At 60.5% G+C, this 22149-nt stretch carries 22 protein-coding genes; 20 read left to right on the top strand and 2 right to left on the bottom strand.

The window, feature by feature from the left end:
• Positions 1 to 7 precede the first annotated feature (7 nt).
• Positions 8 to 922: a DMT family transporter gene (locus ACP7EY_RS09665; protein WP_426192854.1), complete on the bottom strand. Its 915-nt coding sequence runs from the start codon at positions 920 to 922 to the stop codon at positions 8 to 10.
• Between the two features lie 144 nt (positions 923 to 1066).
• Between ACP7EY_RS09665 and ACP7EY_RS09660 the strand changes: the two genes are divergently transcribed.
• The 20 genes from ACP7EY_RS09660 (at position 1067) to ACP7EY_RS09565 (ending at position 20625) form a co-directional block, all read left to right on the top strand.
• Positions 1067 to 1792, top strand: a complete 726-nt coding sequence (locus ACP7EY_RS09660) for a YebC/PmpR family DNA-binding transcriptional regulator (RefSeq protein ID WP_426192852.1) — start codon at positions 1067 to 1069, stop codon at positions 1790 to 1792.
• A gap of 7 nt (positions 1793 to 1799) precedes the next feature.
• Complete coding sequence (gene purD, locus ACP7EY_RS09655; protein WP_426192849.1) at positions 1800 to 3080, top strand: phosphoribosylamine--glycine ligase; 1281 nt, start codon at positions 1800 to 1802, stop codon at positions 3078 to 3080.
• Positions 3081 to 3192: 112 nt separating this feature from the next.
• A complete protein-coding gene (gene hemF / locus ACP7EY_RS09650) occupies positions 3193 to 4113 on the top strand; it encodes an oxygen-dependent coproporphyrinogen oxidase (RefSeq protein WP_426192847.1) in 921 nt (306 codons plus the stop codon).
• Positions 4107 to 4769 carry a nicotinate-nucleotide adenylyltransferase gene (locus ACP7EY_RS09645; RefSeq protein ID WP_426192998.1) on the top strand — a complete coding sequence of 221 codons (663 nt, stop codon included), beginning with the start codon at positions 4107 to 4109 and terminating at the stop codon, positions 4767 to 4769. The genes hemF and ACP7EY_RS09645 overlap by 7 nt, the downstream gene beginning before the upstream one ends.
• Complete coding sequence (rsfS, locus tag ACP7EY_RS09640) at positions 4769 to 5503, top strand: ribosome silencing factor (RefSeq protein WP_426192845.1); 735 nt, start codon at positions 4769 to 4771, stop codon at positions 5501 to 5503. Before ACP7EY_RS09645 ends, rsfS begins: the two co-directional genes overlap by 1 nt.
• A gap of 12 nt (positions 5504 to 5515) precedes the next feature.
• Positions 5516 to 5986, top strand: a complete 471-nt coding sequence (rlmH, locus tag ACP7EY_RS09635; RefSeq protein ID WP_426192843.1) for a 23S rRNA (pseudouridine(1915)-N(3))-methyltransferase RlmH — start codon at positions 5516 to 5518, stop codon at positions 5984 to 5986.
• A gap of 103 nt (positions 5987 to 6089) precedes the next feature.
• The gene (locus ACP7EY_RS09630; protein WP_426192841.1) at positions 6090 to 6731 is read left to right on the top strand and encodes a Maf family protein; all 642 of its coding nucleotides are present in this window, start codon (positions 6090 to 6092) and stop codon (positions 6729 to 6731) included.
• A gap of 513 nt (positions 6732 to 7244) precedes the next feature.
• Complete coding sequence (gene rng / locus ACP7EY_RS09625; RefSeq protein ID WP_426192839.1) at positions 7245 to 8708, top strand: ribonuclease G; 1464 nt, start codon at positions 7245 to 7247, stop codon at positions 8706 to 8708.
• Between the two features lie 78 nt (positions 8709 to 8786).
• Positions 8787 to 9293 (top strand): STY0301 family protein, encoded by a 507-nt coding sequence (locus ACP7EY_RS09620; protein WP_426192837.1) that lies wholly within the window; start codon positions 8787 to 8789, stop codon positions 9291 to 9293.
• A 27-nt stretch (positions 9294 to 9320) separates the two neighbouring features.
• Positions 9321 to 10448, top strand: a complete 1128-nt coding sequence (locus tag ACP7EY_RS09615) for a YjhT family mutarotase (protein WP_426192835.1) — start codon at positions 9321 to 9323, stop codon at positions 10446 to 10448.
• A 16-nt stretch (positions 10449 to 10464) separates the two neighbouring features.
• On the top strand, positions 10465 to 11163 hold the full coding sequence (locus tag ACP7EY_RS09610; RefSeq protein WP_426192832.1) for a FadR/GntR family transcriptional regulator: 699 nt from the start codon (positions 10465 to 10467) through the stop codon (positions 11161 to 11163).
• Positions 11164 to 11353: 190 nt separating this feature from the next.
• The gene (locus ACP7EY_RS09605; RefSeq protein WP_426192829.1) at positions 11354 to 12910 is read left to right on the top strand and encodes an ABC transporter substrate-binding protein; all 1557 of its coding nucleotides are present in this window, start codon (positions 11354 to 11356) and stop codon (positions 12908 to 12910) included.
• A 98-nt stretch (positions 12911 to 13008) separates the two neighbouring features.
• Positions 13009 to 13962 (top strand): ABC transporter permease, encoded by a 954-nt coding sequence (locus ACP7EY_RS09600; protein WP_426192827.1) that lies wholly within the window; start codon positions 13009 to 13011, stop codon positions 13960 to 13962.
• Between the two features lie 30 nt (positions 13963 to 13992).
• Positions 13993 to 14853, top strand: a complete 861-nt coding sequence (locus tag ACP7EY_RS09595; RefSeq protein WP_426192825.1) for an ABC transporter permease — start codon at positions 13993 to 13995, stop codon at positions 14851 to 14853.
• A gap of 5 nt (positions 14854 to 14858) precedes the next feature.
• On the top strand, positions 14859 to 15779 hold the full coding sequence (locus ACP7EY_RS09590) for a dihydrodipicolinate synthase family protein (RefSeq protein WP_426192823.1): 921 nt from the start codon (positions 14859 to 14861) through the stop codon (positions 15777 to 15779).
• Between the two features lie 29 nt (positions 15780 to 15808).
• On the top strand, positions 15809 to 16792 hold the full coding sequence (locus ACP7EY_RS09585) for an ABC transporter ATP-binding protein (RefSeq protein ID WP_426192821.1): 984 nt from the start codon (positions 15809 to 15811) through the stop codon (positions 16790 to 16792).
• Positions 16793 to 16811: 19 nt separating this feature from the next.
• Positions 16812 to 17825, top strand: a complete 1014-nt coding sequence (locus ACP7EY_RS09580; protein WP_426192819.1) for an oligopeptide/dipeptide ABC transporter ATP-binding protein — start codon at positions 16812 to 16814, stop codon at positions 17823 to 17825.
• Positions 17826 to 17958: 133 nt separating this feature from the next.
• Positions 17959 to 18645 carry an N-acetylmannosamine-6-phosphate 2-epimerase gene (locus ACP7EY_RS09575; protein WP_426192817.1) on the top strand — a complete coding sequence of 229 codons (687 nt, stop codon included), beginning with the start codon at positions 17959 to 17961 and terminating at the stop codon, positions 18643 to 18645.
• Positions 18626 to 19537: an ROK family protein gene (locus tag ACP7EY_RS09570; protein ID WP_426192815.1), complete on the top strand. Its 912-nt coding sequence runs from the start codon at positions 18626 to 18628 to the stop codon at positions 19535 to 19537. Before ACP7EY_RS09575 ends, ACP7EY_RS09570 begins: the two co-directional genes overlap by 20 nt.
• A complete protein-coding gene (locus ACP7EY_RS09565) occupies positions 19534 to 20625 on the top strand; it encodes a hypothetical protein (RefSeq protein ID WP_426192813.1) in 1092 nt (363 codons plus the stop codon). The genes ACP7EY_RS09570 and ACP7EY_RS09565 overlap by 4 nt, the downstream gene beginning before the upstream one ends.
• 91 nt (positions 20626 to 20716) lie before the next feature.
• Here ACP7EY_RS09565 and ACP7EY_RS09560 read toward each other — a convergent pair whose 3' ends face one another.
• The gene (locus tag ACP7EY_RS09560; protein WP_426192811.1) at positions 20717 to 21898 is read right to left on the bottom strand and encodes an N-acetylneuraminate epimerase; all 1182 of its coding nucleotides are present in this window, start codon (positions 21896 to 21898) and stop codon (positions 20717 to 20719) included.
• Positions 21899 to 22149: the final 251 nt, after the last annotated feature.

Raw genomic sequence — 22149 nt, 5'->3', positions numbered from 1 at the left:
GGTTTCCTTATCGTTTTTTGGACAGCATATAGATCCCGCCAATGACCAGCGCGGTGCCGGCCAGCTGGATCGCGGTGATGGGTTCGCCCAGGATCAGGGCGCCCAGGAACAGGGTCGAGACGGGGCCGATCATGCCCGCCTGCGAGGCGGTGGCCGCGCCGATGCGCTGGACGGCGATCATGGTCATGAACACCGGCAAAATCGTGCACAGCACGCCATTGACCAGCGACAGCCAGTAGACCGGTGCCGGCTGGATCAGCATGCTGGCCGGGCGCAGCAAAAAAAACTGGCCGATGCAGGCGGCGCTGGAGACGCACATGGCGTAAGCGACCAGCCGCAGCGAGCCGATGCGCTGCACCATCTCGCCCGTGAACAACAAGTAAATGGCATAGCTGATGGCCGAGCCCAGCACCAGCAGCGCCCCCGTCACGGTGCTGCCGGCGCCGCCGGCCAGGTCGTGCACGAACACCAGCACGATGCCGCAATAGGACAGGGCCAGCGCGGCCCACTGGGCCGGGCCGATGCGGCGCTTGAACAGCAGCGCCGTCGCCAGCAACACGAAGGTGGGCGTGAGGAACAGGATCAGCCGTTCCAGGCCCACGGAAATGTATTGCAAGCCGAGGAAATCGAGAAAACTCGACAGGTAGTAACCAACCAGCCCCAGTCCCACCAGGCGCCAGCGGTCGGCCACCGACAGGGGCGGCCCCACCCGCATCTTCCACAGCGCCACGGCGGCGAACACGGGCAGCGAAAACAGCATGCGGAAGGCGATCAGGGTGACCGCGTCGATGTGATAGCGGTACAGCAGCTTGGCGACGACGGCCTTGGTGGAAAACAGGATGGCGCCGACGATGGCGATGGCCAGGCCGCCGGCCAGGGCGGCCGGTGGGGCGGCCGTGAAAGGTGTTGCAGATTTGCTCATCGAATAATTGTACGGTGAAATGGCGATTCGCACCGGCCGTGGCCGCCACGCAGCCAGCAGGGGCCGGCGTCGATGACGGTTCGCGGCCCCGCCCCCATGCTAAAATACTGGCCTCATCCGCATACCGCTGAAGGAAGTTTCGACATGGCTGGACACAGCAAATGGGCCAACATCAAGCACAAGAAAGCCGCCACCGATGCCAAGCGCGGCAAAGTGTGGACGCGCCTGATCAAGGAGATCACCGTGGCGTCCCGCATGGGCGGCGCTGACGTCGACGCCAACCCTCGCCTGCGCCTGGCGGTGGACAAGGCGGCCGATGCCAACATGCCGAAAGAGAACGTCACCCGCGCCATCCAGCGCGGCTCCGGCAGCCTCGAGGGCGCCAACTATGAAGAAGTGCGCTACGAAGGCTACGGCATCGGCGGCGCCGCCATCATCGTCGACTGCATGACCGACAACCGGGTGCGCACGGTGGCCGAAGTGCGCCACGCGTTCAACAAGCACGGTGGCAACATGGGCACCGAAGGCTCGGTCGCGTTCATGTTCCAGCATTGCGGCCAGTTGCTGTTCGCGCCCGGCGTCGATGAAGACAAGCTGATGGAAGCGGCGCTCGAAGCCGGCGCCGACGACGTCATCGCCGACGAAGAAGGCGGCTTCGAAGTGCTGTGCGATCCGTTCGCCTTCGCCGCCGTCAAGGAGGCGCTCGACAAGGCGGGCTTCAAGGCCGAAGTGGCCGAGATCATCATGAAGCCGGCCACCGAAACCGTGATTGGCGGCGACGACGGCATCAAGATGCAAAAAATTCTCGATGCGCTCGAAAACCTCGACGACGTCCAGGAAGTCTATACCAACGTTTTGATCGAAGAGTAAATACAGCATGAAAATTCTGGTAGTCGGCTCCGGCGGCCGCGAACACGCCCTGGCATGGAAACTGGCCCAATCGGAACGCATCCAGATGGTCTACGTCGCCCCCGGCAACGGCGGCACGGCGCGCGATAACCGCCTGGTCAATGTCGATCTCACCGACCCGGCCGCGCTGGCCGATTTTGCCCAGCGCGAGCACATCGGCCTGACCGTGGTGGGCCCGGAAGTGCCGCTGGCGGCCGGCATCGTCAACCTGTTCCGCGGGCGCGGCCTGAAAATTTTCGGCCCCACCCGGGAAGCGGCGCAACTGGAGAGCTCGAAGGATTTCGCCAAGGCCTTCATGCAGCGCCACGGCATCCCCACCGCCGCCTACCAGACCTTCACCGACGTCGCCGCCGCCCACGCCTACATCGACCAGCAGGGCGCGCCCATCGTCATCAAGGCCGACGGCCTGGCCGCCGGCAAGGGCGTGGTGGTCGCCATGACGCTGGCCGAGGCGCACGCCGCCGCCGACGAGATGCTGCTCGATAACGTCCATGGCGACGCCGGCGCCCGCATCGTCGTCGAAGAATTCCTCACGGGCGAAGAAGCGAGCTTCATCGTCATGTGCGATGGCAAAAACGTGCTGGCGCTGGCCACCAGCCAGGACCACAAGCGCCTCAAGGACCACGACGAAGGCCCGAACACGGGCGGCATGGGGGCGTATTCGCCCGCCCCCATCGTCACCCCGGCCATGCATGCGCGCGTGATGCGCGAGGTGATCAACCCGACCATCAACGGCATGGCCAAGGACGGCATCGTGTTCACGGGCTTTCTGTATGCGGGCCTGATGATCGACGCGGCCGGCAATCCAAAAACGCTGGAATTTAACTGCCGCATGGGCGACCCGGAAACCCAGCCCATCATGGCGCGCCTGAAGTCGGACCTGGTGACGGTGATGGAACACGCCGTCAACGGCACGCTCGACGCCGTCGAACTCGAATGGGACCGCCGCACCGCGGTCGGCGTCGTCATGGCCGCCGCCGGCTACCCGGACAATCCGCGCAAGGGCGACGTCATCACCGGCATTCCCGCCGAAACGCCCGAATGCGTCACCTTCCATGCGGGCACCACTGCCGTCGGCGCCGGTGCGGGCACCACCTTGCACACCAATGGCGGGCGGGTGCTGTGCGTGGTGGGCTTGGGCGACAGCGTCAAGATGGCGCAGAAGCAGGCCTACGAAAACGTCGACAAGATCCATTTCAATGGCGCCCAGTTCCGCCGCGATATCGGCTGGCGCGGCCTCAAGCACTAAAGCTGAGGGGCCGGCATGCGCGCCGGCCGGCCCCCTTCGAGCGCGTTTGCGGGGCCCCTGCGGCCATGCTGTACAATGCCTCCTCCGTTTTTGTCTTTACTAAATCTCCCACATGCCCTCAAAGTCGCCTGAAGCCGTCAAGACCTGGCTGCTCGAGCTCCAATCGCGTATCGTTGCCGCCCTCGAGGGTGTCGATGGGAGCGCGTTCGCCAGCGACAGCTGGCAGCGCGCCGAAGGCGGCGGCGGGCTGTCGCGGCTGATCGAAGAAGGCCATGTATTCGAGCGGGGCGGGGTCAATTTTTCGCACGTGATGGGCGCCAGCCTGCCGCCGTCGGCCCTGCATGCGCGGCCCGAACTGGCCGGCCGCGCCTGGGTGGCGATGGGGGTCTCGCTGGTGCTCCACCCGCGCAATCCCTACGCGCCGACGGTGCACATGAACGTGCGCTTTTTCGAGGCCGTGGCCGACGACGAAAACGCCGCGCCCGTGTGGTGGTTCGGCGGCGGCATGGACCTGACGCCGTACTACGGCTTCGAGGAAGACGCCCGCCATTTCCACCACAGCTGCCGCAGCGCGCTGGCGCCGTTCGGCGCCGAGCTGCACCCCCGCTTCAAGACCTGGTGCGACGACTATTTTTACCTGAAACACCGGCAGGAAGCGCGCGGCGTGGGCGGGATTTTCTTCGACGATTTCAATGAACTGCCGTTCGAGCAGGCCTTCGCCATGACGCAGAGCGTGGGCGATAGTTTCATCGACGCCTACCTGCCCATCGTGCAGCGCCGCTGCGCCACCCCGTACGGCGAACGCGAACGCGATTTTCAATGCTACCGGCGCGGGCGCTATGTCGAATTTAACCTGGTGTGGGACCGCGGCACCCTGTTCGGCCTGCAGTCGGGCGGGCGCACCGAGGCGATCCTGATGTCGATGCCGCCGCTGGTGAAGTGGCGCTACGACTGGCAGCCGGAAGCGGGCAGCGCCGAAGCGGCGCTGGCGCGCGATTTTCTGCCGGCGCGGGACTGGCTGGCGCCATCGTGAGCTGCGTGGCACTGCTGGGCGGCAGCTACGACCCGGTGCACGCGGGCCACGTGGCGCTGGCGGCCCTGTTCGCCGACCTGCTGCAGCCGGACCAGTTGCGCATCGTCCCGGCGGGCGACCCGTGGCAGAAAGCGCCCTTGCAGGCGGACGCGGCAGATCGCGTCGCCATGCTCGCGCTGGCCTTCGAGGCGGCCCGCCTGCCGATCGTCATCGACCGCCAGGAAATCGAGCGGCACGGTCCCAGCTACACCATCGACACCCTGAAAAACGTGCGGGCGACGCTGGGACCGGGCGCCTCGCTGGTGTTCCTGATGGGCGCCGACCAGTTGATGCAGCTCGACAGCTGGCGCGACTGGCACGCCTTGTTTGACTACGCCCACCTGGGGGTGGCGGCGCGCCCCGGCTACAGCCTGGCCGCGGCCAGCCTGCCGCCGGCGGTGGCAGCAGAAATAACGGTACGCCAGGGGAGCCTGGAACAGCTTCGTACCACCCCGTCCGGCCGGATTTATCTGGCCGAGACGCTGGCTGTGGATATCTCCGCCACCCAGATTCGCGCGGCATTGCGGGACGACGATCAGGCCAGCCTCGCGGCTTGCTCGCTGATCCCGCCGGTAGTGCTAGACTACATTCAACAACATCACCTATATAAGAACTAATGGATATCAAAAAACTGCAAGCCCTGGTCGTCGACGCACTCGAAGATGTCAAGGGCCAGGACATCACCGTGTTCGATACCGTTCACCTGACCAGCCTGTTCGACCGCATCGCCGTCGTCTCGGGTACCTCGAACCGCCAGACCAAGGCGCTGGCCGCTTCGGTGCGCGACAAAGTCAAAGCCGCCGGCGGCGACGTCATCGGCATGGAAGGCGAGGACACCGGTGAATGGGTGCTGGTCGACTTGGGCGACATGATCGTCCACATCATGCAACCGGCGATTCGCCAGTACTACCGTCTCGAGGAAATCTGGGGCGACAAGCCCGTCAAGCTGGGCGCGGCCAAGCGCAAGACCACCTCCGAAGGGATCGATGCGGCACTGCCGAAAGCGCAGTCGAAGCACTTGACCTCGACCCAGGCGGCGCCGGAAGTCAAGCCGATCAAGGAAAGCAAGTCGAGCAACCCGGCCGCCAAGCCAGCTGCGAAAAAAGCGGCGCCGAAAAAAGACGCCGCGCTCAAGGGCCCGGCCGTCAAGAAGCCGTCCGTGAAAAAAGCGCTGGCCTCGAAAGCGGTGGGCAAGACCGTCAAGGTGGCGCCAGCCAAGTCGGAAATCGCCGCCGTCGAAGCGCTCAAGCAGTTGCCGCCGAAACGCGTGCGCGCCAAGGCCGCACCGGCCGACGCCCTGCCGGAAAAGAAAGTCATCAAGCGCGTGGCCAAGAAGGCTGTCGACGAGTAAGCGGGAGTTGCAATGCAGTTGTTGATCGTCGCCGTCGGCCACAAGATGCCGGCCTGGATCGAGACGGGCTTTCAGGAGTACACCAAGCGCATGCCCCCCGAGCTGCGCATCGTGCTCAAGGAAGTCAAACCGGTCGAGCGCTCGGGCAGCAAGACGGCGGCCACGGCGATGGCGCAGGAACGCGAGCGCATCGAAGCGGTGCTGCCCAAGAACGTGCGCATCATCGCCCTCGATGAGCGCGGCAAGGATCTCACCAGCGTCGGCCTGTCGCAGCAGTTGCTGGGCTGGCAGCAGGACGGTGGCGACACGGCGCTGCTGATCGGCGGCGCCGATGGCCTCGATCCGGGCCTGAAAGCGCGCGCCGAAACCCTCATTCGCATCTCCAGCATGACGCTGCCCCACGGCATCGTGCGGGTCATGCTGGCCGAACAGCTCTACCGGGCCTGGTCGATCACCCACAATCACCCGTATCACCGGGTGTGAGGCGGCCCCCGCCCTACCCATAATCATTATTCGCTAGTATTAATGGGTAATACCAGGAACTTTATTGCTATATTGTTCCCTGTTGATCCCACCGGCTACCGCGATGAAACTGCTCGACCATAAAATCTACCTGGCCTCCCAGAGTCCCCGGCGCCGCGAATTGTTGCGCCAGGTGGGGATCGACTTCGAGTTGCTGCTGCTGCGCAACGACAGTGCGCGCGGTGTCGACGTCAGCGAAATCGTGCTGCCGGGCGAAGCGCCGGCCGTGTACGTGGCGCGGGTGGCGGGCGAGAAGGCGGCGTTCGCGTTCAAGGCCGTGCAGATGCGCCGCATGATCCCCCGTCCCGTGCTGGCGGCCGACACCACCGTCACCATCGACGGCTTAATCCTCGGCAAGCCGGCCGACACGGACGAGGCGGTGGCGATGCTCGAGCGCCTGTCCGGCCGCACCCACCAGGTGCTCACCAGCGTGGCGGTGCACCATGCCGGCGTGGCCGAGCAGTTCACCCAGGTCTCGCACGTGCGTTTCGCGCCCCTGTCGGCGGCCACCATCAAGGCCTACTGCGCCACCAGCGAACCGTACGACAAGGCGGGCGGCTACGGCATCCAGGGCCTGGCGGCGCTGTTTGTCGAGCATATCGACGGCAGTCACTCGGGGATCATGGGGTTGCCTTTGTTTGAGACAGCGAAATTAATACGGGATCATACAAAAGTGAACCCCTACTTTTGTATGGGATTGAAGTGACAGAACCTTTTGAACACCGGCTTACAAGCGCACACCCGATCTGATCAAACAAAAGTGAATCCCTACTTTTGTTTGGCTTGAAGTGACAGAACCTTTTGACAACCAGCTTACAAGCGCACACCCGGTCAGGTAAAAATCACTGGCGGAGCCAGATGTTTTTTAGAGGGGTACGCAACCCCGATGCGGATTGGCGGTCGCCTCGGGGAATGGCGCATGGGGTGATGCAGCCTGCCACGGCGAGGGTTTGAACTTCGCGCCGTGCTGCAATTTCTCTACGAGGCGACAGACGATTCGCATCGGGTTTGCGTTCCCTCTGAAATGCCCGGCTTCGCCGGGCGTTTCTGCCTGACCAGCTCCAAACAAAAGTAGGGGTTCACTTTTGTTTGCTCCTCAGCATCGGGTTTGCGTTCCCTCTGAAATGCCCGGCTTCGCCGGGCGTTTCTGCCTGACCAGCTCCAAACAAAAGTAGGGGTTCACTTTTGTTTGCTCCTCAGCGCCGTGTATGATCTCGCCATGAACGAAGACATCCTTATCAATATCACGCCGCAGGAAACCCGGGTCGCCCTGGTACTGCAAGGCGCCGTGCAGGAATTGCACATCGAACGCACCCTCACGCGGGGGCTCGCCGGTAACGTCTATCTGGGCAAGGTGGTGCGGGTGCTGCCCGGCATGCAGTCGGCGTTTATCGACATCGGCCTCGAACGCGCGGCCTTTCTCCACGTGGCCGACATCTGGGAGGCGCGCCCGCACGACGGCCAGAACGTCGCCCCGACCGCCATCGAAAAACTGCTGTTCGACGGCCAGGCCATCACCGTGCAGGTGATCAAGGACCCGATCGGCACCAAGGGCGCGCGCCTGTCGACGCAGATTTCCATCGCCGGGCGCATGCTGGTGTATCTGCCGCAGGACAATCACATCGGCATCTCGCAGAAAATCGAAAAGGAATCGGACCGCGACATCCTGCGCAGCCGATTGCAATCGCTGCTGCCGCCGGAAGAAAAAGGCGGCTACATCGTGCGCACGATGGCCGAGGAAGCCAGCGACGTCGACCTCAAGGCCGACGTCGACTACCTGCGCAAGACCTGGGGCGCCATTTGCGTGGGCGCGCGCACCAAGCCCGCCACCAGCCTGCTGTACCAGGATCTGAACCTGGCCCAGCGCGTGCTGCGCGATTTCGTCCACGACGAGACCGCCACCATCCAGGTCGACTCGCGCGAGAACTATCTGAACCTGGTCGATTTCGCCAAGGCCTACACGCCCACCGAACTGCCGCGCCTGCAGCACTACACGGGCGAGCGCCCCCTGTTCGACCTGTACGGCGTCGAGGAAGAAATCCTGCGGGCGCTGGGCCGCCGGGTCGACCTGAAATCGGGCGGCTACCTGATCGTCGACCAGACCGAGGCGATGACGACGATCGACGTCAACACGGGCGGCTTCGTGGGCGGCCGCAATTTTGCCGACACCATCTTCAAGACCAACCTGGAAGCGGCGCACGCCATCGCCCGCCAGTTGCGCCTGCGCAACTTGGGCGGCATCATCATCCTCGACTTCATCGACATGGACAACGCCGAGCACCGGGGCGCCGTGCTGGCCGAGCTGAAAAAAACCCTCTCGCGCGACCGCACCAAGGTGTCCGTGAGCGGCTTTTCCGCGCTGGGCCTGGTGGAAATGACGCGCAAGCGCACCCGCGAGTCGCTCGCCCATATCCTGTGCGAGCCCTGCCCCGCCTGCGCCGGCAAGGGCCAGGTCAAGACCAGCCGCACCATCTGCTACGAAATCCTGCGCGAACTGCTGCGCGAAGCGAAGCAGTTCAACCCCCGCGAGTTCCGCATCCTGGCGTCGCAGGAAGTAATCGACCTGTTCCTGGAAGAAGAATCGCAGCACTTGGCAATGCTGGGCGATTTCATCGGCAAGCGCATTTCGCTGCAGGTCGAGACCAGCTATCACCAGGAGCAGTACGACGTAATTCTGAATTGATGCCTGGCGTCCGAGCCGCACGATTGGCGCGGTACGACAGCCCGTGACGTTTTCTTTACCGCAAGGGAAAAGAAAGAAATGGGAAATGCATCGATCCCGCTGACAATGCCGATGTGTTTTCCGTCATCGAATCATCCCCGCACGCGCAAATTGATTCTGCTTGCACGCGCGTCCTTCACGGTCACGGCTGGCTTGACGCCGGACGCGTCGGCTGGCAACAGATCACCCATCGTTTGCCCCACCGAACTACCGGCTTCTTCAATCCTCGTACGCTCCGTACCGGCGGGCTGGACGGCGCAGCGGCGGCCGGTCCCGATACGGGCGCTGCGCCAGTCCCCGTCCCGTCGTGGCCCCGCCGGCCAGGTCCATCACTACAAGTTCGCTGCCCCTTTCGTCAATGGCAAATGGATCGAGTGCCACTACGGTGCCTTGAACGAGCTCACACTGTCGCCCCGACTGCCTGACAATACCGCCCAGTGGCAATGCTGCGAGGGGACAATTTTTGCCATTGTAAGATGTTTGACATCTGACATCTTGCATGCTACGATGCAGCCATACAGTCCAACAAACGTACAAGCCGAATAATCACGCTTTGTCGTCACATTCAACGGTATGACAGTGGAAACTTATCATTGCAAGTCAGTTAAGCAAAGCGACCAGGCGCTCGAATTGGCCTGGCCTCATTTTCCACTAGCCTTGACACAGGCAGTCGGTGTTCGTCTTGGTAACACGCTGTTTGCCGGCCTGGGATCGGCAAGTCAGGCCTGGTTTGCGCTCGATATCACCGCGGCGCCCAAGGCCTGGCATCCTCGCGCAGAGTTCCCGTTTGCTGTGCGCAAGGACGCCGTGGCCGCCGCTGCCGATGGCAAAATCTATGTCTTTGGTGGCAGCGGTCGTTCGACGGGAACGCAGAGCCTTCATCAATTCGATAGCATCGCCTGCTACGACCCACAGACCGACTGCTGGACAGAATTGGCAGCCCGTTTGCCAGTTGGCATGTTAGGCGCTTCTGCTGCAGCGATCGGCTCCTGCATCTACATTTTTGGCGGCTACAACAAGCCGCAATTCGATCAGTTTTTTCAAGCTTACGAGACGGCGGCGCGGGAGCAGCAGGCGGCGATTTTGTACGCATTCATGGATCGCGATGCAAAAGAATTTGCCTGGAACGACCATGTCTGGGAATTTGATACGAGCGACCACCGTTGGCGCGATATCGGTCAAGTACCGCATGCACCCAATTGCGGCAGCGGCGTTATCGTCGACGGCGGTGAAGTCTTCCTGGCCAATGGCGAGATCAAGCCCGGTTTGCGAACGGCCAGCGTCAAGCATGGCTCAATTCAAAACGGCGAGTTGATGTGGCTGGCAGATAAAGATCTGCCGCCATCGGATCAGCCGCAAGAAGGAATTGCAGCGGCATTTTCCGGAAAATGCGGTATGGTCAAGATACTCGCGGGTGGTAGCAATTTCATCGGCGCGCGCCAGAACTACCAGTCAGGAAAAAAATACGCACATCGTGGCTTGAACAAACTGTGGCGCGATGAAATTTACGTGATGAGAAATGAAATGTGGGAATTCGCCGGGCGCTTGCCGCATGGCCGTGCAAACGGACTGAGTTTTGAAGTTGAGCAGGGGTTGTTGCTGGTGGGGGGTGATACACAAAATGGACAGCCCTGCCTTGAAACCTGGTTGCTTTCTTATCAAAAATGCACAGGAATAACCATTAGTAGTCACAAATTATGATAGGAAAAGCAACATCATGTCGAAAAAAATTCCTGCTTATCGCCTGGCACAATCACAGATCAAGCAATTCATCGTAAGCAGACGGCTCAAATCAGGCGACGGTCTGCCGCCTGAAGGTGTACTCGCTGAAGATCTTGGCATCAGCCGCCCGTCGCTTCGTGAAGCTGTGAAGTCGTTGGAATCGCTCGGCATCCTGGAATCCCGACACGGCGAAGGGATCTATGTCAAGGCGTTTTCATTCGATTCCATTATTGAGAACCTGCCGTATTCCATGGTGGAGGACGACGCTCAGGTAACCAATCTGCTGTACGTTCGCACCTATCTGGAACTCGGTGCGATTCCCTCGGTCGTCAGAAATATACAACCCGAAAATATCGAAAAACTGCGATCGCTCGCTGAATCCATGTTGAGCAAAGCGTTGGCACATCAGACCTTCTTCGATGAAGATCGGGCCTTCCACGCCGAGATGTATCGCTGCATGGACAACACCTTCCTGCTGTCGCTGATCGATTTGTTCTGGCGGATCTTCAACAACTTGATTCACTATTCGGGCGGACTGGTTGTCGATCCCGGGGAGCTGGAAACGACGGCGCGCGACCATATGGCAATTGTCGAAATGCTGGAAAAGAAAGACAAGGCCGGATTGATGTGGGCGCATTCCAAGCATTTCGAATCAATTTCCAAGCGCTATCCAAAGGCTGCCGAGCAGCTGTAAGAGTTCAGCACCTCAGTGGCACACTCGTTACCTGCGCGTGCTGTCATGAATGAGGCGACCTCGAATTTATAGAAAAATCTGATGGAGCAGTCAGGGTGGAAACGCTCGTCCAAATATTTGATCGCACCACAATAAACAGCCAGCCCGTAACGCCATCGTCCTCTGTCAATTGAACAGGCCCGGAGACCCCATGAATATCAAAAAAAATATCAGCACAACCATCCTGTCGATTGCCTTGGCCGCAATGATGGGGAGCGCGGCCGGCGTGCGTGCCGCCGACCAGATATTTACGGGCGCCTTCGATGTGGGCTCTGCCGGCAATGCGCAAAAATTCAATCCGCTGACGGCCCCCGCAGGTTTTGGTTTTTATAACAAATATTTCAGTACCCTGACTTTATACGACGTCGGTCTTCAGAAAATTTCCGGCGATCTGGCGGAAAGCTGGACGTATGCCAAGGATGGCAAGAGCCTGACCATCAAATTGCGCAAAGGCGTGCAATGGCATGACGGCCAATCGTTCACCGCGGCGGATGTCAAGTTCACCCTGGAACTGGTGAAAAATCCAGCGATGGCCAGCGTATTTTCCTCCCGTCTGAAGGATGTGAGCTCGATCAGGGTACTCGATCCGAATACCGTGGTCATCGATCTGGTGCAGATGGATGCCTCACTGCCAGACGCGTTCACCAACATCATGATGGTGCCAGCGCATTTGTTGGGAAAAATTCCTGCCCGAGAGTTGCGCACATCTAATTGGTGGAAATCGCCGGTCGGCACCGGTCCTTTCAAATGGGCCAAATACACCCCGGATCAATTCGTCGAACTGGTCGCCAATCCAGATTTTTACCGCGGCAAACCCCTGCTTGCCAAAATGGTCAATCGTTACTTCAAGGACGGCAGTGCTGCGACAATCGCCCTGCAAGCCGGTGAAATCCAGTTCAGCGCCATGACGCTCGATGAAGTCAAGGAAAACCAGGGTAGCAAGGCGGTTGACGTGATCGCCGGTCCTTCGCATGTCTTGAACTATATCGGTTTCAATAACAACGATGCGCGTTTCAAGGATGTGCGCGTACGCCAGGCAATCCTGCTGGCGGTGGACCGCAATGCCATCGTGAAGCATATTTACAAGAATACCGCCACCGTCGCCAACTGCGTCTTGACGCTGGCTGATTATGTCCCGGCGGATATCAACAAGTACGACACCAACGTTCAGAAAGCCAGGGCCTTGCTTGCGGCGGCCGGCTGGAATCAATCTGAACCTCTGGAATTGCTGACTTATTACAACGATCAGGCAAGCAAGGACGTGATGGCGGTCTTGCAATCCATGCTGGCGCAGGCGGGTGTCAACGTCAATCCGCGTTTCGTCGACGGGCCGACATTTGGGACCATTGTCGATTCGAATAAGTTCAGCCTGGTGTATGCAGGCGGCGGCAATGGCCCTGACCCAGGCACGCTGGTCCCGTTGATGAAGTCGTCGTACGCACCGCCAAATGGCGTCAACCGCATGCGCGTGAACCTTGCTGAACTCGATGCGCTGTTCGACGCTGCCCAGCAAGAAACCGATAGCGCCAGGCGCACCCTCATCTACCAGCAAATGTGCCGTGTGACCAATGCCCGTTTGCCGTGGATTCCTCTGTGGGTGGGCAATCGTTTCGGCGGGTTTGCGAAGAACGTTCAGAACGTTATATGGACGCCAGCGCCGGGCGGTGGTCGCTATCAGGATTACCCGGAACGCTGGTCCATCAAATAATCGGGCTGGTGGAACCATCGCGCGTTCATTGTGCTAATTATTTTCAAATTGGTTGTTACACCGAGAGGCAGTGCGGCGCAAGCCTGGCTGGATAGAGCATGCTGAAATATATCTTCAATCGTCTGCTGGTCACACTTCCTACGCTGCTGGCGATTTTGGTCACCGTCTTTGCGCTGATCAACATGGCGCCCGGCGATCCGGTCGATGCCTTCGTCCCGCCCAACACCGCCTTGACGCTGGAGCAAAAGGAGGCCTTGCGTCATGAGCTCGGCCTGGACGCATCCGCGCCAGTGCGCTTCATCATGTGGGTCAGGCAAGTCGCTGGCGGCGACCTTGGCTATCGGTACAAGGACGGCTCCAGGGTGCTCGATGAAATCAAGAGTCGGATTGTGCCGACGTTGATGCTGGCCTTCGCCGGACTGACCGGCGGCTCGCTTCTAGGCATCATGCTCGGTATCTTTTCCGCGCGTCGCTACAACAGCAAGACCGACCACGCCTTGTCCGTTCTCGCGTATCTGGCCATTTCAACCCCGACGTTCCTGCTCGGCATCTTGGGCATGTATCTATTTTCCCTGAAGCTGGGCTGGTTTCCAACCGGCGGCTATTCCGCACCAGGCAAAGACGGTCTGCTTCATACCCTGTATTACCTGGCCTTGCCGGCGACGGTATTGTCAATCCAGTTCATTGCCATTCTGATGCGCTACACCCGCGCCGGTTTGCTCGACGTGATGACCCAGGAATACATCCGCACTGCGAAGGCCAAGGGCTTGTCCGCGCGCGCCGTCACCCTGCGCCATGCGTTCCCCAATGCGCTTATTCCCATCGTGACGGTCATCGGCGCCAATTTCGGCGCGCTCATTGGCGGCGCGGTGTTTGTCGAGACGGTGTTTTCCTGGCCTGGCATGGGCATGCTGTTTTTGGACGGCATCGAGAGCCGTGATTATCCACTGATCATGGGCATCGCCCTGTTTATGGCAATTGCAATCCTGCTGTTGAATATGCTGACCGACGTTATTTATTCGTGGATAGATCCGCGCATCACCCTGAAATAATTTACCTGTCAATCGTCATACGGACCTATCGTGATAAATCATACGAGTATCGGCGCAGCACGCTGGAAGAAATACAAATCCAACAAGATGGCGGTCGTTGGTCTCCTGATGTTCTTGTTGATTACCTTGCTGTGCATGTTTTCGCGCGTCCTGTTCCAGTTCGATCCGAATGCGATCGATCTGAATGCGACGCTTTTGCCACCCTCTGCGACGCACTGGCTGGGCACCGACCAGATCGGGCGCGACATGCTGGCGCGGACATTCGCCGCCGGCCGCATTTCCTTGCTGGTCGGTGTCGCCAGTGTGACGCTGGCGGTGCTGATCGGTGCCACGTTGGGCGCACTGTCCGGCTATTTCGGCGGCTGGGTAGACAGCCTGATCATGCGCCTGGTCGACATGGTGATGACTTTTCCGCCAATTATTGTGCTGATGACGCTGGCCGCTGTGATGGGCTCCGGCACGGGCAAGACCGTGATTGTGATCGGCCTTTTATCCTGGCCGCTGGTATGCCGCCTGGTTCGGGCGCGGATACTGAGCTTGCGTGAAATGGAATTCGTGGCTGCTGCCAAAACAATGGGCGCAGGCCATGCCTACATTATGTGCAAGCACTGCCTGCCTAACACCATTGATGTGCTCGTGGTTTTTTCTTCGCTCGGTTTCGTCTCGGCCATCATGGCCGAAGCAGGGCTGAGTTTTCTCGGCTTGGGAGTGCAGTTTCCCGATGCAAGCTGGGGTAGCCTGATCAGTATTGCCCGTGAGGCCTCCGTCCTCAAGCAATATCCGTGGATCTGGCTGCCTTCCGGTATTTTCATCGTGGTGACTGCGCTTTCAGCCAATTTTATCGGCGACGGTTTGCGCCAAATTTTTGACTCCAAAACAACAAAGGAATAATCAGCATGTCCACTTTGAAATTGCATGGCATTGTGCCCCCGGTCGTGACTCCTTTGAACAAGGATTTCGGTGTTGACGAAAAAAGTCTGCGTAGAGTTATTCGCCATCTGATCGACGGCGGTGTGCATGGCCTGTTTCTGCTCGGTTCGACGTCCGAATGCGTGTTTCTGAACGCTAAGCAACGTGCCGAAGTCATCACCATCGCGCTCGATGAGGCCGCTGGCAAAGTCCCTTGCGTGTGCGGCACCATGGATCCCACCACCGACCGCGTTATCGAGAACGCCAGGCAAGCCCAGTCGCTCGGGGTTGACGGCCTGGTTGTCACGTCGCAGTTCTACACCCGCTCCAGCCAGGGCGAAACCATCGACCATTTCAGCATGATCAAGGATGCAGTCGATCTGCCCATCCTGGCCTACGATATTCCAGTTTGCACCAATCTGAAACTGTCGCGCGAAACCATTCGGGAGATGTACCAACGCGGATTGATTTGCGCAGTGAAGGACAGCAGCGGCGATATCGAAAACATGCGCATGCTGGGACTGGATTTTGCCGACGAGCCTGATTTCTCGATTCTCAGCGGCTCTGAAACGGTGGTCGATTACGCTTTGCTTGGCGGTGCGCACGGCAACGTGCCCGGCTTGGGCAACGTCGATCCAGCCGGCTACGTCCGCCTGTATAACGCTGCCAAGGCCGGCGACTGGGTCGCTGCGCGCAAGGAGCAAGAGCGTTTGATCAAATTGTTCCAGATCGTGTTCCAGGGGGTGCCGGACACCAGCCCGAACGCCTCCGGTGTCGGTGGCTTCAAGACGGCGATGCACTTGATGGGCATCATCGAAAACCGCCACATGAGCCGCCCTAACCGGGTGTTGCCCGATGCCGCCGTGGCCAAGGTCAGGGAAATTCTAATCGCCACCGGCCTGCTGTAATTGCGTTGTATAGAAAAGAGGTAATCGCAATGTATAACTCCGCAGTGATTCTCGACGTCAAAGGGCTGACGACATCGTTTCAAACTCCGGGCGGCACCGTCAAGGCGGTGAACGATCTCAGTTTTTCGCTGAAAGGCGGCGAAACGCTCGCCATCGTCGGGGAATCGGGATGCGGCAAATCGGTTACCTCATTTTCTCTCATGCGTCTGCTGTCGCGCCAGGCGGCTATTGAGGGTGAAGTCTGGTTGACAGCGCGCGACGGCAAGCGCCTGAACTTGCTGGCGCTGTCAGAGAAGGAAATGGAAGGCGTGCGCGGCAACCAGCTCGGCATGGTCTTCCAGGAACCGATGACCTCGCTCAATCCCTTGCAGCATGTCGGCGACCAGATCGCCGAAGCGATGATCGCGCATGGCATCTGCAAAACGGCCGCGGCGCAGGCGCGCGCACTCGAGCTGCTCACGCTGGTCGGCATCTCGGCGCCGGAAGTGCGCGCCAGGCAATATCCGCATCAAATGTCGGGAGGGATGCGCCAGCGCGTGATGATTGCGATGGCGCTATCGTGCAATCCGCAAGTACTGATCGCCGACGAGCCGACCACCGCGCTCGACGTCACCATCCAGGCGCAGATCCTGCGGTTGATGCGCAAGCTGCAACGCGAAGTGGGCATGGGCATGGTGTTCATCACGCACGACATGGGCGTCGTCGCTCAAATCGCCGACCGGGTCGCCGTAATGTATGGCGGGCAACTGGTGGAAACCGCCGATACCAAGACCCTGTTCAAGAATCCGCTGCATCCCTACACCCGCGGCCTGCTGGCATCGGTGCCAAGACCGGGGCACAGCGGGCGGCTGGTGGGCATTCCAGGGCAAGTGGAAACCATCTACGGAGAACATGTGGGTTGCCGGTTCGTCAATCGCTGCGCTCAGGCCACCGACCTGTGCCGCGCCGACAGGCCGGCCTTGATCGCGCATGCCGAAGGTCAACTCGTGCGTTGCCATTTCGCCGTTGTATAACGGATTAATAGGGGGAGCCATGTACCCAATGACAGAAAAAACCTCCGTTGCCGGTGAGAGAGGCGACGCCATTTTGAGTTTCGCCAACATTGGCCTGACTTTTCAGACCCGGATTGGCATGTTCGGCAAGCCGCAACCCTTGCATGCGGTGCAGGACGTGTCGTTCGACTTGCTGCGTGGTGAAGTGCTCGGCATCGTCGGCGAATCCGGTAGTGGCAAATCGACGCTGGCCAAGCTCACGATGCGTTTGCTGGAGCCGACGTCGGGCCACATCCTGTATGAAGGCAAGCCGATCGCCTCGTACAAAGGGGCCGCGCAAAAAAAATTGCGCAGCGATATGCAAATGGTGTTCCAGGATCCCAACGCAAGCCTCAATCCGCGTATGACGATAGAACAAAGCCTGCAAGAGCCCTTTGTCTTGCATGGCCGCGGCAGCAAGCGCGAACGGCATGCGGAAATCGTCCGCCTGCTCGGCGTAGTTGGCTTGCCGATAACGGTTTTGCAGCGCTATCCTCAAGAATTGTCGGGTGGACAAAAACAGCGTGTCGTGATTGCGCGCGCCCTGGCGCTGAAGCCGAAAGTGCTGATTGCCGATGAGGCCGTGGCCGCGCTCGACGCATCGGTCAAGGCGCAGATCATTAACCTGCTGCTCGATCTGCAACAACAATTTCAGCTGTCAATCATCTTCATCTCGCACGACTTGCCCATGGTGCAGGCGATGTGCGACCGCGTGCTGGTGCTGTACCTGGGTCGCCTGATGGAATACGCGCCACGCTCCGTGATCGCCGAGGGCGGCGCGCATCCGTACACGCGTGCATTGTGGAAAAGTTCGCCGACCGCCGATCCGGACCAAGGCATGGCGGAACAAGATACGCTGGGCGGAGAGATCGCCAGCCCGCTGAATCCGCCGAGCGGTTGCGTATTTCACACCCGTTGCCCTGAGGCCATGGAACGCTGCAGGCAAGAGCTGCCCAAGCTGACCAGGTTGGCGCCGGCGCATGGCGTAACTTGTATCTTGTTCGAGAAGTCTTAGCGCCGATACGCGCTGCCATGCGCCGGCTTTGTCATTTTTCATCTGCGCCGCCAAGGTTTATTGCGTGAAGCCTCTTACGATGACTCGCAGAACCAGGCCGTGCTGATTACGACCATTCCAAAGACCCCATAAAATGAATCTCTCCCAACTGAAAAACTCGCTCGTCGTTTCCTGTCAACCGGTCCCAGGCAGCCCGATGGACAAGCGCGACATCATCGTCGCCATGGCCGGCGCCGCGGTTGCCGCCGGCGCCGGCGGCTTGCGCATCGAAGGCGCGGACAATGTACGTGCGGTGACTGCGCTGATCAAAAATGTGCCGGTCATCGGCATCGTCAAGCGCGACCTGGATGACAGTCCCGTGCGCATCACGCCGTATTTGCACGACGTGCACGCGCTGATCGAGGCCGGAGCTGCCGTGATCGCCTTCGACGGCACCAATCGTCAGCGTCCGGTTGCAGTGGCTGAACTGCTGGCCGCGACCCATGCCGCGGGGCGCCTGGCGATGGCCGATTGCTCAACCCTGGAAGACGGTCTGGCTTGCATGGCGCTCGGTTGCGATCTGATCGGTTCCACCTTGTCCGGCTACACCGAGCAAACAGCCGGCTTGCCCGATGACGGACCGGACCTGGAATTGGTCAGACAGTTGTCTGCTGCCGGCGCGCTGGTGGTGGCCGAGGGCCGCATCCGCACCGCCGCTGACGCTGCCGCTGCGCTCAGCGCCGGCGCGCATTGTGTGACCGTGGGCTCGGCAATCACGCGCATCGAGCACATCACCGAATGGTTTATCAGCGCCATGAACCATGCAGTCAAGCCAGACTGAAATGCTGCTGGCACTCGATATCGGCGGCACCAAGGTTGCCGCGGCGCGCGTGGAAAACGGCGTCATCCTCGAACGCCGCCAGCAGCCGATGGCGTACGATGCACAAGGTTTTGCGCGCGTTATCGACATCCTGACAGCGGGCTGGTCGGCGCCAGAACGGGTCAGCGTGTGCACCACCGGCTACATCGACGGCGGCAGGGTGCATTCGGTCAATCTCGACATCATCAAATTCTGGGATGGCTTCGCGCTGGCCGATCTGCTGCAGGCGCGTTTCGCTTGCCCGGTCACCCTGATCAATGATGGCCAGGCGGCAGCATGGGGCGAATACCTCGTCCGGCAAACCGACTACGCGCAGGCGGCCAACCTCTTGTTTATCACGCTGTCGACCGGGGTCGGTGGCGGCCTGGTGCTCGATGATCGATTGCGCGTCGGCCCGCACGGCCTGGCCGCGCACGTCGGCCATGCAGGCGTACGGCTGGCGGCGCTGGATGGCGCGACGAGGTGCGGCTGCGGCCGCCTCGGTTGCCTGGAAATGATTGCTTCTGGTACCTCGTTGGCGCGGCAGGCGACAGCGCTGTTCGGCAAGCCCATGAACAGCGCGGAACTGTTTGCGCTCGCCGCCCACGATGACCAGGCCGAAGCCATCATCGCCAATGCCGCGCAAGCGGTGGCGGAAGCGATAGGTGGCTTCCACATGATCGTCGACCTGCAGGAAGTGGTGATCGGCGGCAGCGTGGGCCTGGCCAACGGCATGCTTGATCGCATCCGCACTGCATTAAAGGGCCTTGCGCTGCGCGCCGCGCCCATTCTGAGCGCCGCGCGCCGGGGCGGCGATGCCGGTTTGGCCGGCGTGATCGCGTTGGATAACGCATTTACGGAGAGTTATAAATGATTGAGGAGGAACCAGTCAGCCGGTGGTACGTGCTGGTAATTGCGGGCCAGTCCAATGCGCAGGGTTTCGGTGAAGCCATGCCCGAACTGGACGATTTGCGGAGATCACCCCGCATCCAGCAGTTGGGCCGCTACCGCGGCATGCGCCCCGATGGCGTGTACGAAGACCGTTGGAACAAGATCGTCGACGCCAGCCACGCCCTCGATGATGTCAAGGACATGCGCTTCTGCAATTTGACGGGCAATACCGACCTGCGCCGTTCAGGCACGGTCGGTTCCGGCGTTTTCATTGCCCGTCGCTTGCTGACCTTGTTGCCAGGCGATGCCGGCATACTGCTGCTGCCGCAAGCGCATGGCGGTGCCGGCATGCGCTTCGGCGAACCCGGCTCCTACCGATCCGAACCGGAATGCGCGCCGCAACAGCAACCGGGCGCCAGCGTCGGGCGCAGCGTGTGCAATTATCCTGGCCTGGACGACAGCAACACCCAAGGGGCGATGGCCTGGGCGGGAGCGGATGGCGCTGCGTCGCCGCTGTACCGCGACTTGCGCGACCGTGTGCGCTACGCGCTGGAGTTCAATCGCGCCAATCGTCTGCTCGGTGTCGTCTGGGTCCAGGGCGAAACTGACGCCCACGCGGGCGGTCCTCATGCCGAACACCATTGCGCCGATTTCAGCATGATGGTCGATCGCCTGGGCGCAGACTTGGCCGACCTCGAGTCGCAATTTCCCACAGGCGACTGGACGCAGGTCCCGTGGATCAATGTGCTGGCCACGCACTGGTGGGACGAAGCGATCGAGGGGCATAAAAAAGTCATCGACGGTTACCGCATGCTGGCGCGGCAGCGTCCACAGCAAATGTGCCTGCTCGATGTTCGCCGCACGGAAAGCGGCGAAATCATGGAAACCAACAAGACGCATTGTATCGATCCCGCTAGCGCAGCGTATCCGTCCGCATTGAACAGCGTTGTGACGGACGGACGTTCATGCGAACCCGAAATGATCCACATCCATCTGTCATCGGGCGCCTATCGCGGTGAAGTCTCGCGCCGGATTGCGCAAGCACTGGCACAACGCTGTCTGATCGAATAAGCCACGCGCTGTTTGCGCACGCCGGCAATGCACCTGCGGCCGGCGGATTGCCGGCCATCCGCCGGCATCCCAGCGTGGATATCGCCGGACATCAACGAACGATATCGACGCTCTTGCCGTTCCACTTTATCATGAACACATCATTGCTGCCGGCGCCGCCTTGCAATTCGCCGCCCACCACCAGCACGCCGTCATCGAGCTGGACATAAGAGCCATAGCCCATCGGCGCTGGCAATTTACCGACGGCCATCCATTTCCCCTTGATTTCGGCGTAAATATCGGCGCGCCAGGTCTTGCTGAGCCCTTTGTGGGCAAATAATCGACCACCGTTGAATTGCTTCCAGGCGCCCGGGAAATTGGCACCACCGGCAGCGAGCAAGACGCCGCCGCTGTAACCCGCAAAGGCGCCGGCGATACCTTCTTGCGCGGCTTCACCGGGAGCCGCCGCCATGGGCGACAGCCTGGCCCAGTGCAGTGTTTCGCCGCTCACGGTCAACCGCTTCACATTGGGCGAACGCAGGCCGGGCTTGATCTCTCCGCCGATCAGGGTCACCTGCTTGCCCTTGACCGCAACGGCGCTGGCCACGGTGGCAGGGTTTGGATCGATACCGAGATTGCGCCATTGATTCCTGGCCGGGTTGTAACTCAATACGTGGGCGGTGAACAGATAGTCCTGGGGACGCTGGTCGAAATAACGTTCGTCGACGTCGTCTTGCCTGGCCTTGCTGGTCGCTGTCGCGATAGCGCCGTCTTGCACCCCGGCGCTGGCCGCATCGAAGTAATCGACGAAATACCCTTCAAAGATCGCCTTGCTGGCGCCACCGAAGAACAATATATTCTGGCGATCGGATGTCGTCGCAGCGGAGGCCAGACCGCCCAGCGGTGAACGTGTCGGCACCTTGCTCCAGCTGTTGGCGGCGGTATCGTATTTCCAGACGGTGTCGAAAATGATGAGTCGCTGATCGGCCGGATGCGCTTTTCCCTGGCCGTTGAACACGTACACATTGGCGCCTATCGCGACCGCATTGGCGTTGTTACGCTGCTGGTCGGGGAAAGGCGCGAGCGCTTCCCATTGCGCGCCGGGTTTGGCCATGTCGAGCGCATACCAGGCCTGGCCAGCGCTGCCCAGACCGGCGTAGACGGTATCGCCCACTTTCGCCGCTGCCGTCATTTTTACAGCGAGCGGAAATTTCGGGAGGCGGTCACCGGCCACGGCCGGCGCCGCCACCAACAGGGCGGGAACCAGGACGCAGGCAAAAACAATTTTTTTCATAGTCGGACAAAACCTCAGGATAAGGCATACGCATCGGCGCCGGGCAGATCGGTTCTAGATATATGATATCTGAACTTACGCCATCTGTTCTATACAGGCGGGTAAGAAAGTGCCTCACGCCGGGCGCGTCGCTGTGCTGAAAGTAGGGATTCGGCTGTGATGTCTGTTTTCGACAACAATTCTGTTGGCATTTTAATTGCGTATGGCGCGAGATTAAACTACGATTTGAAAGTCAGATATCTGATATCAAA

Source organism: Massilia sp. DWR3-1-1, from assembly GCF_049898325.1.
Taxonomy (GTDB): Bacteria; Pseudomonadota; Gammaproteobacteria; order Burkholderiales; family Burkholderiaceae_D; genus JAFCUW01.
This window is presented reverse-complemented; position numbering and strand designations above follow the sequence as displayed.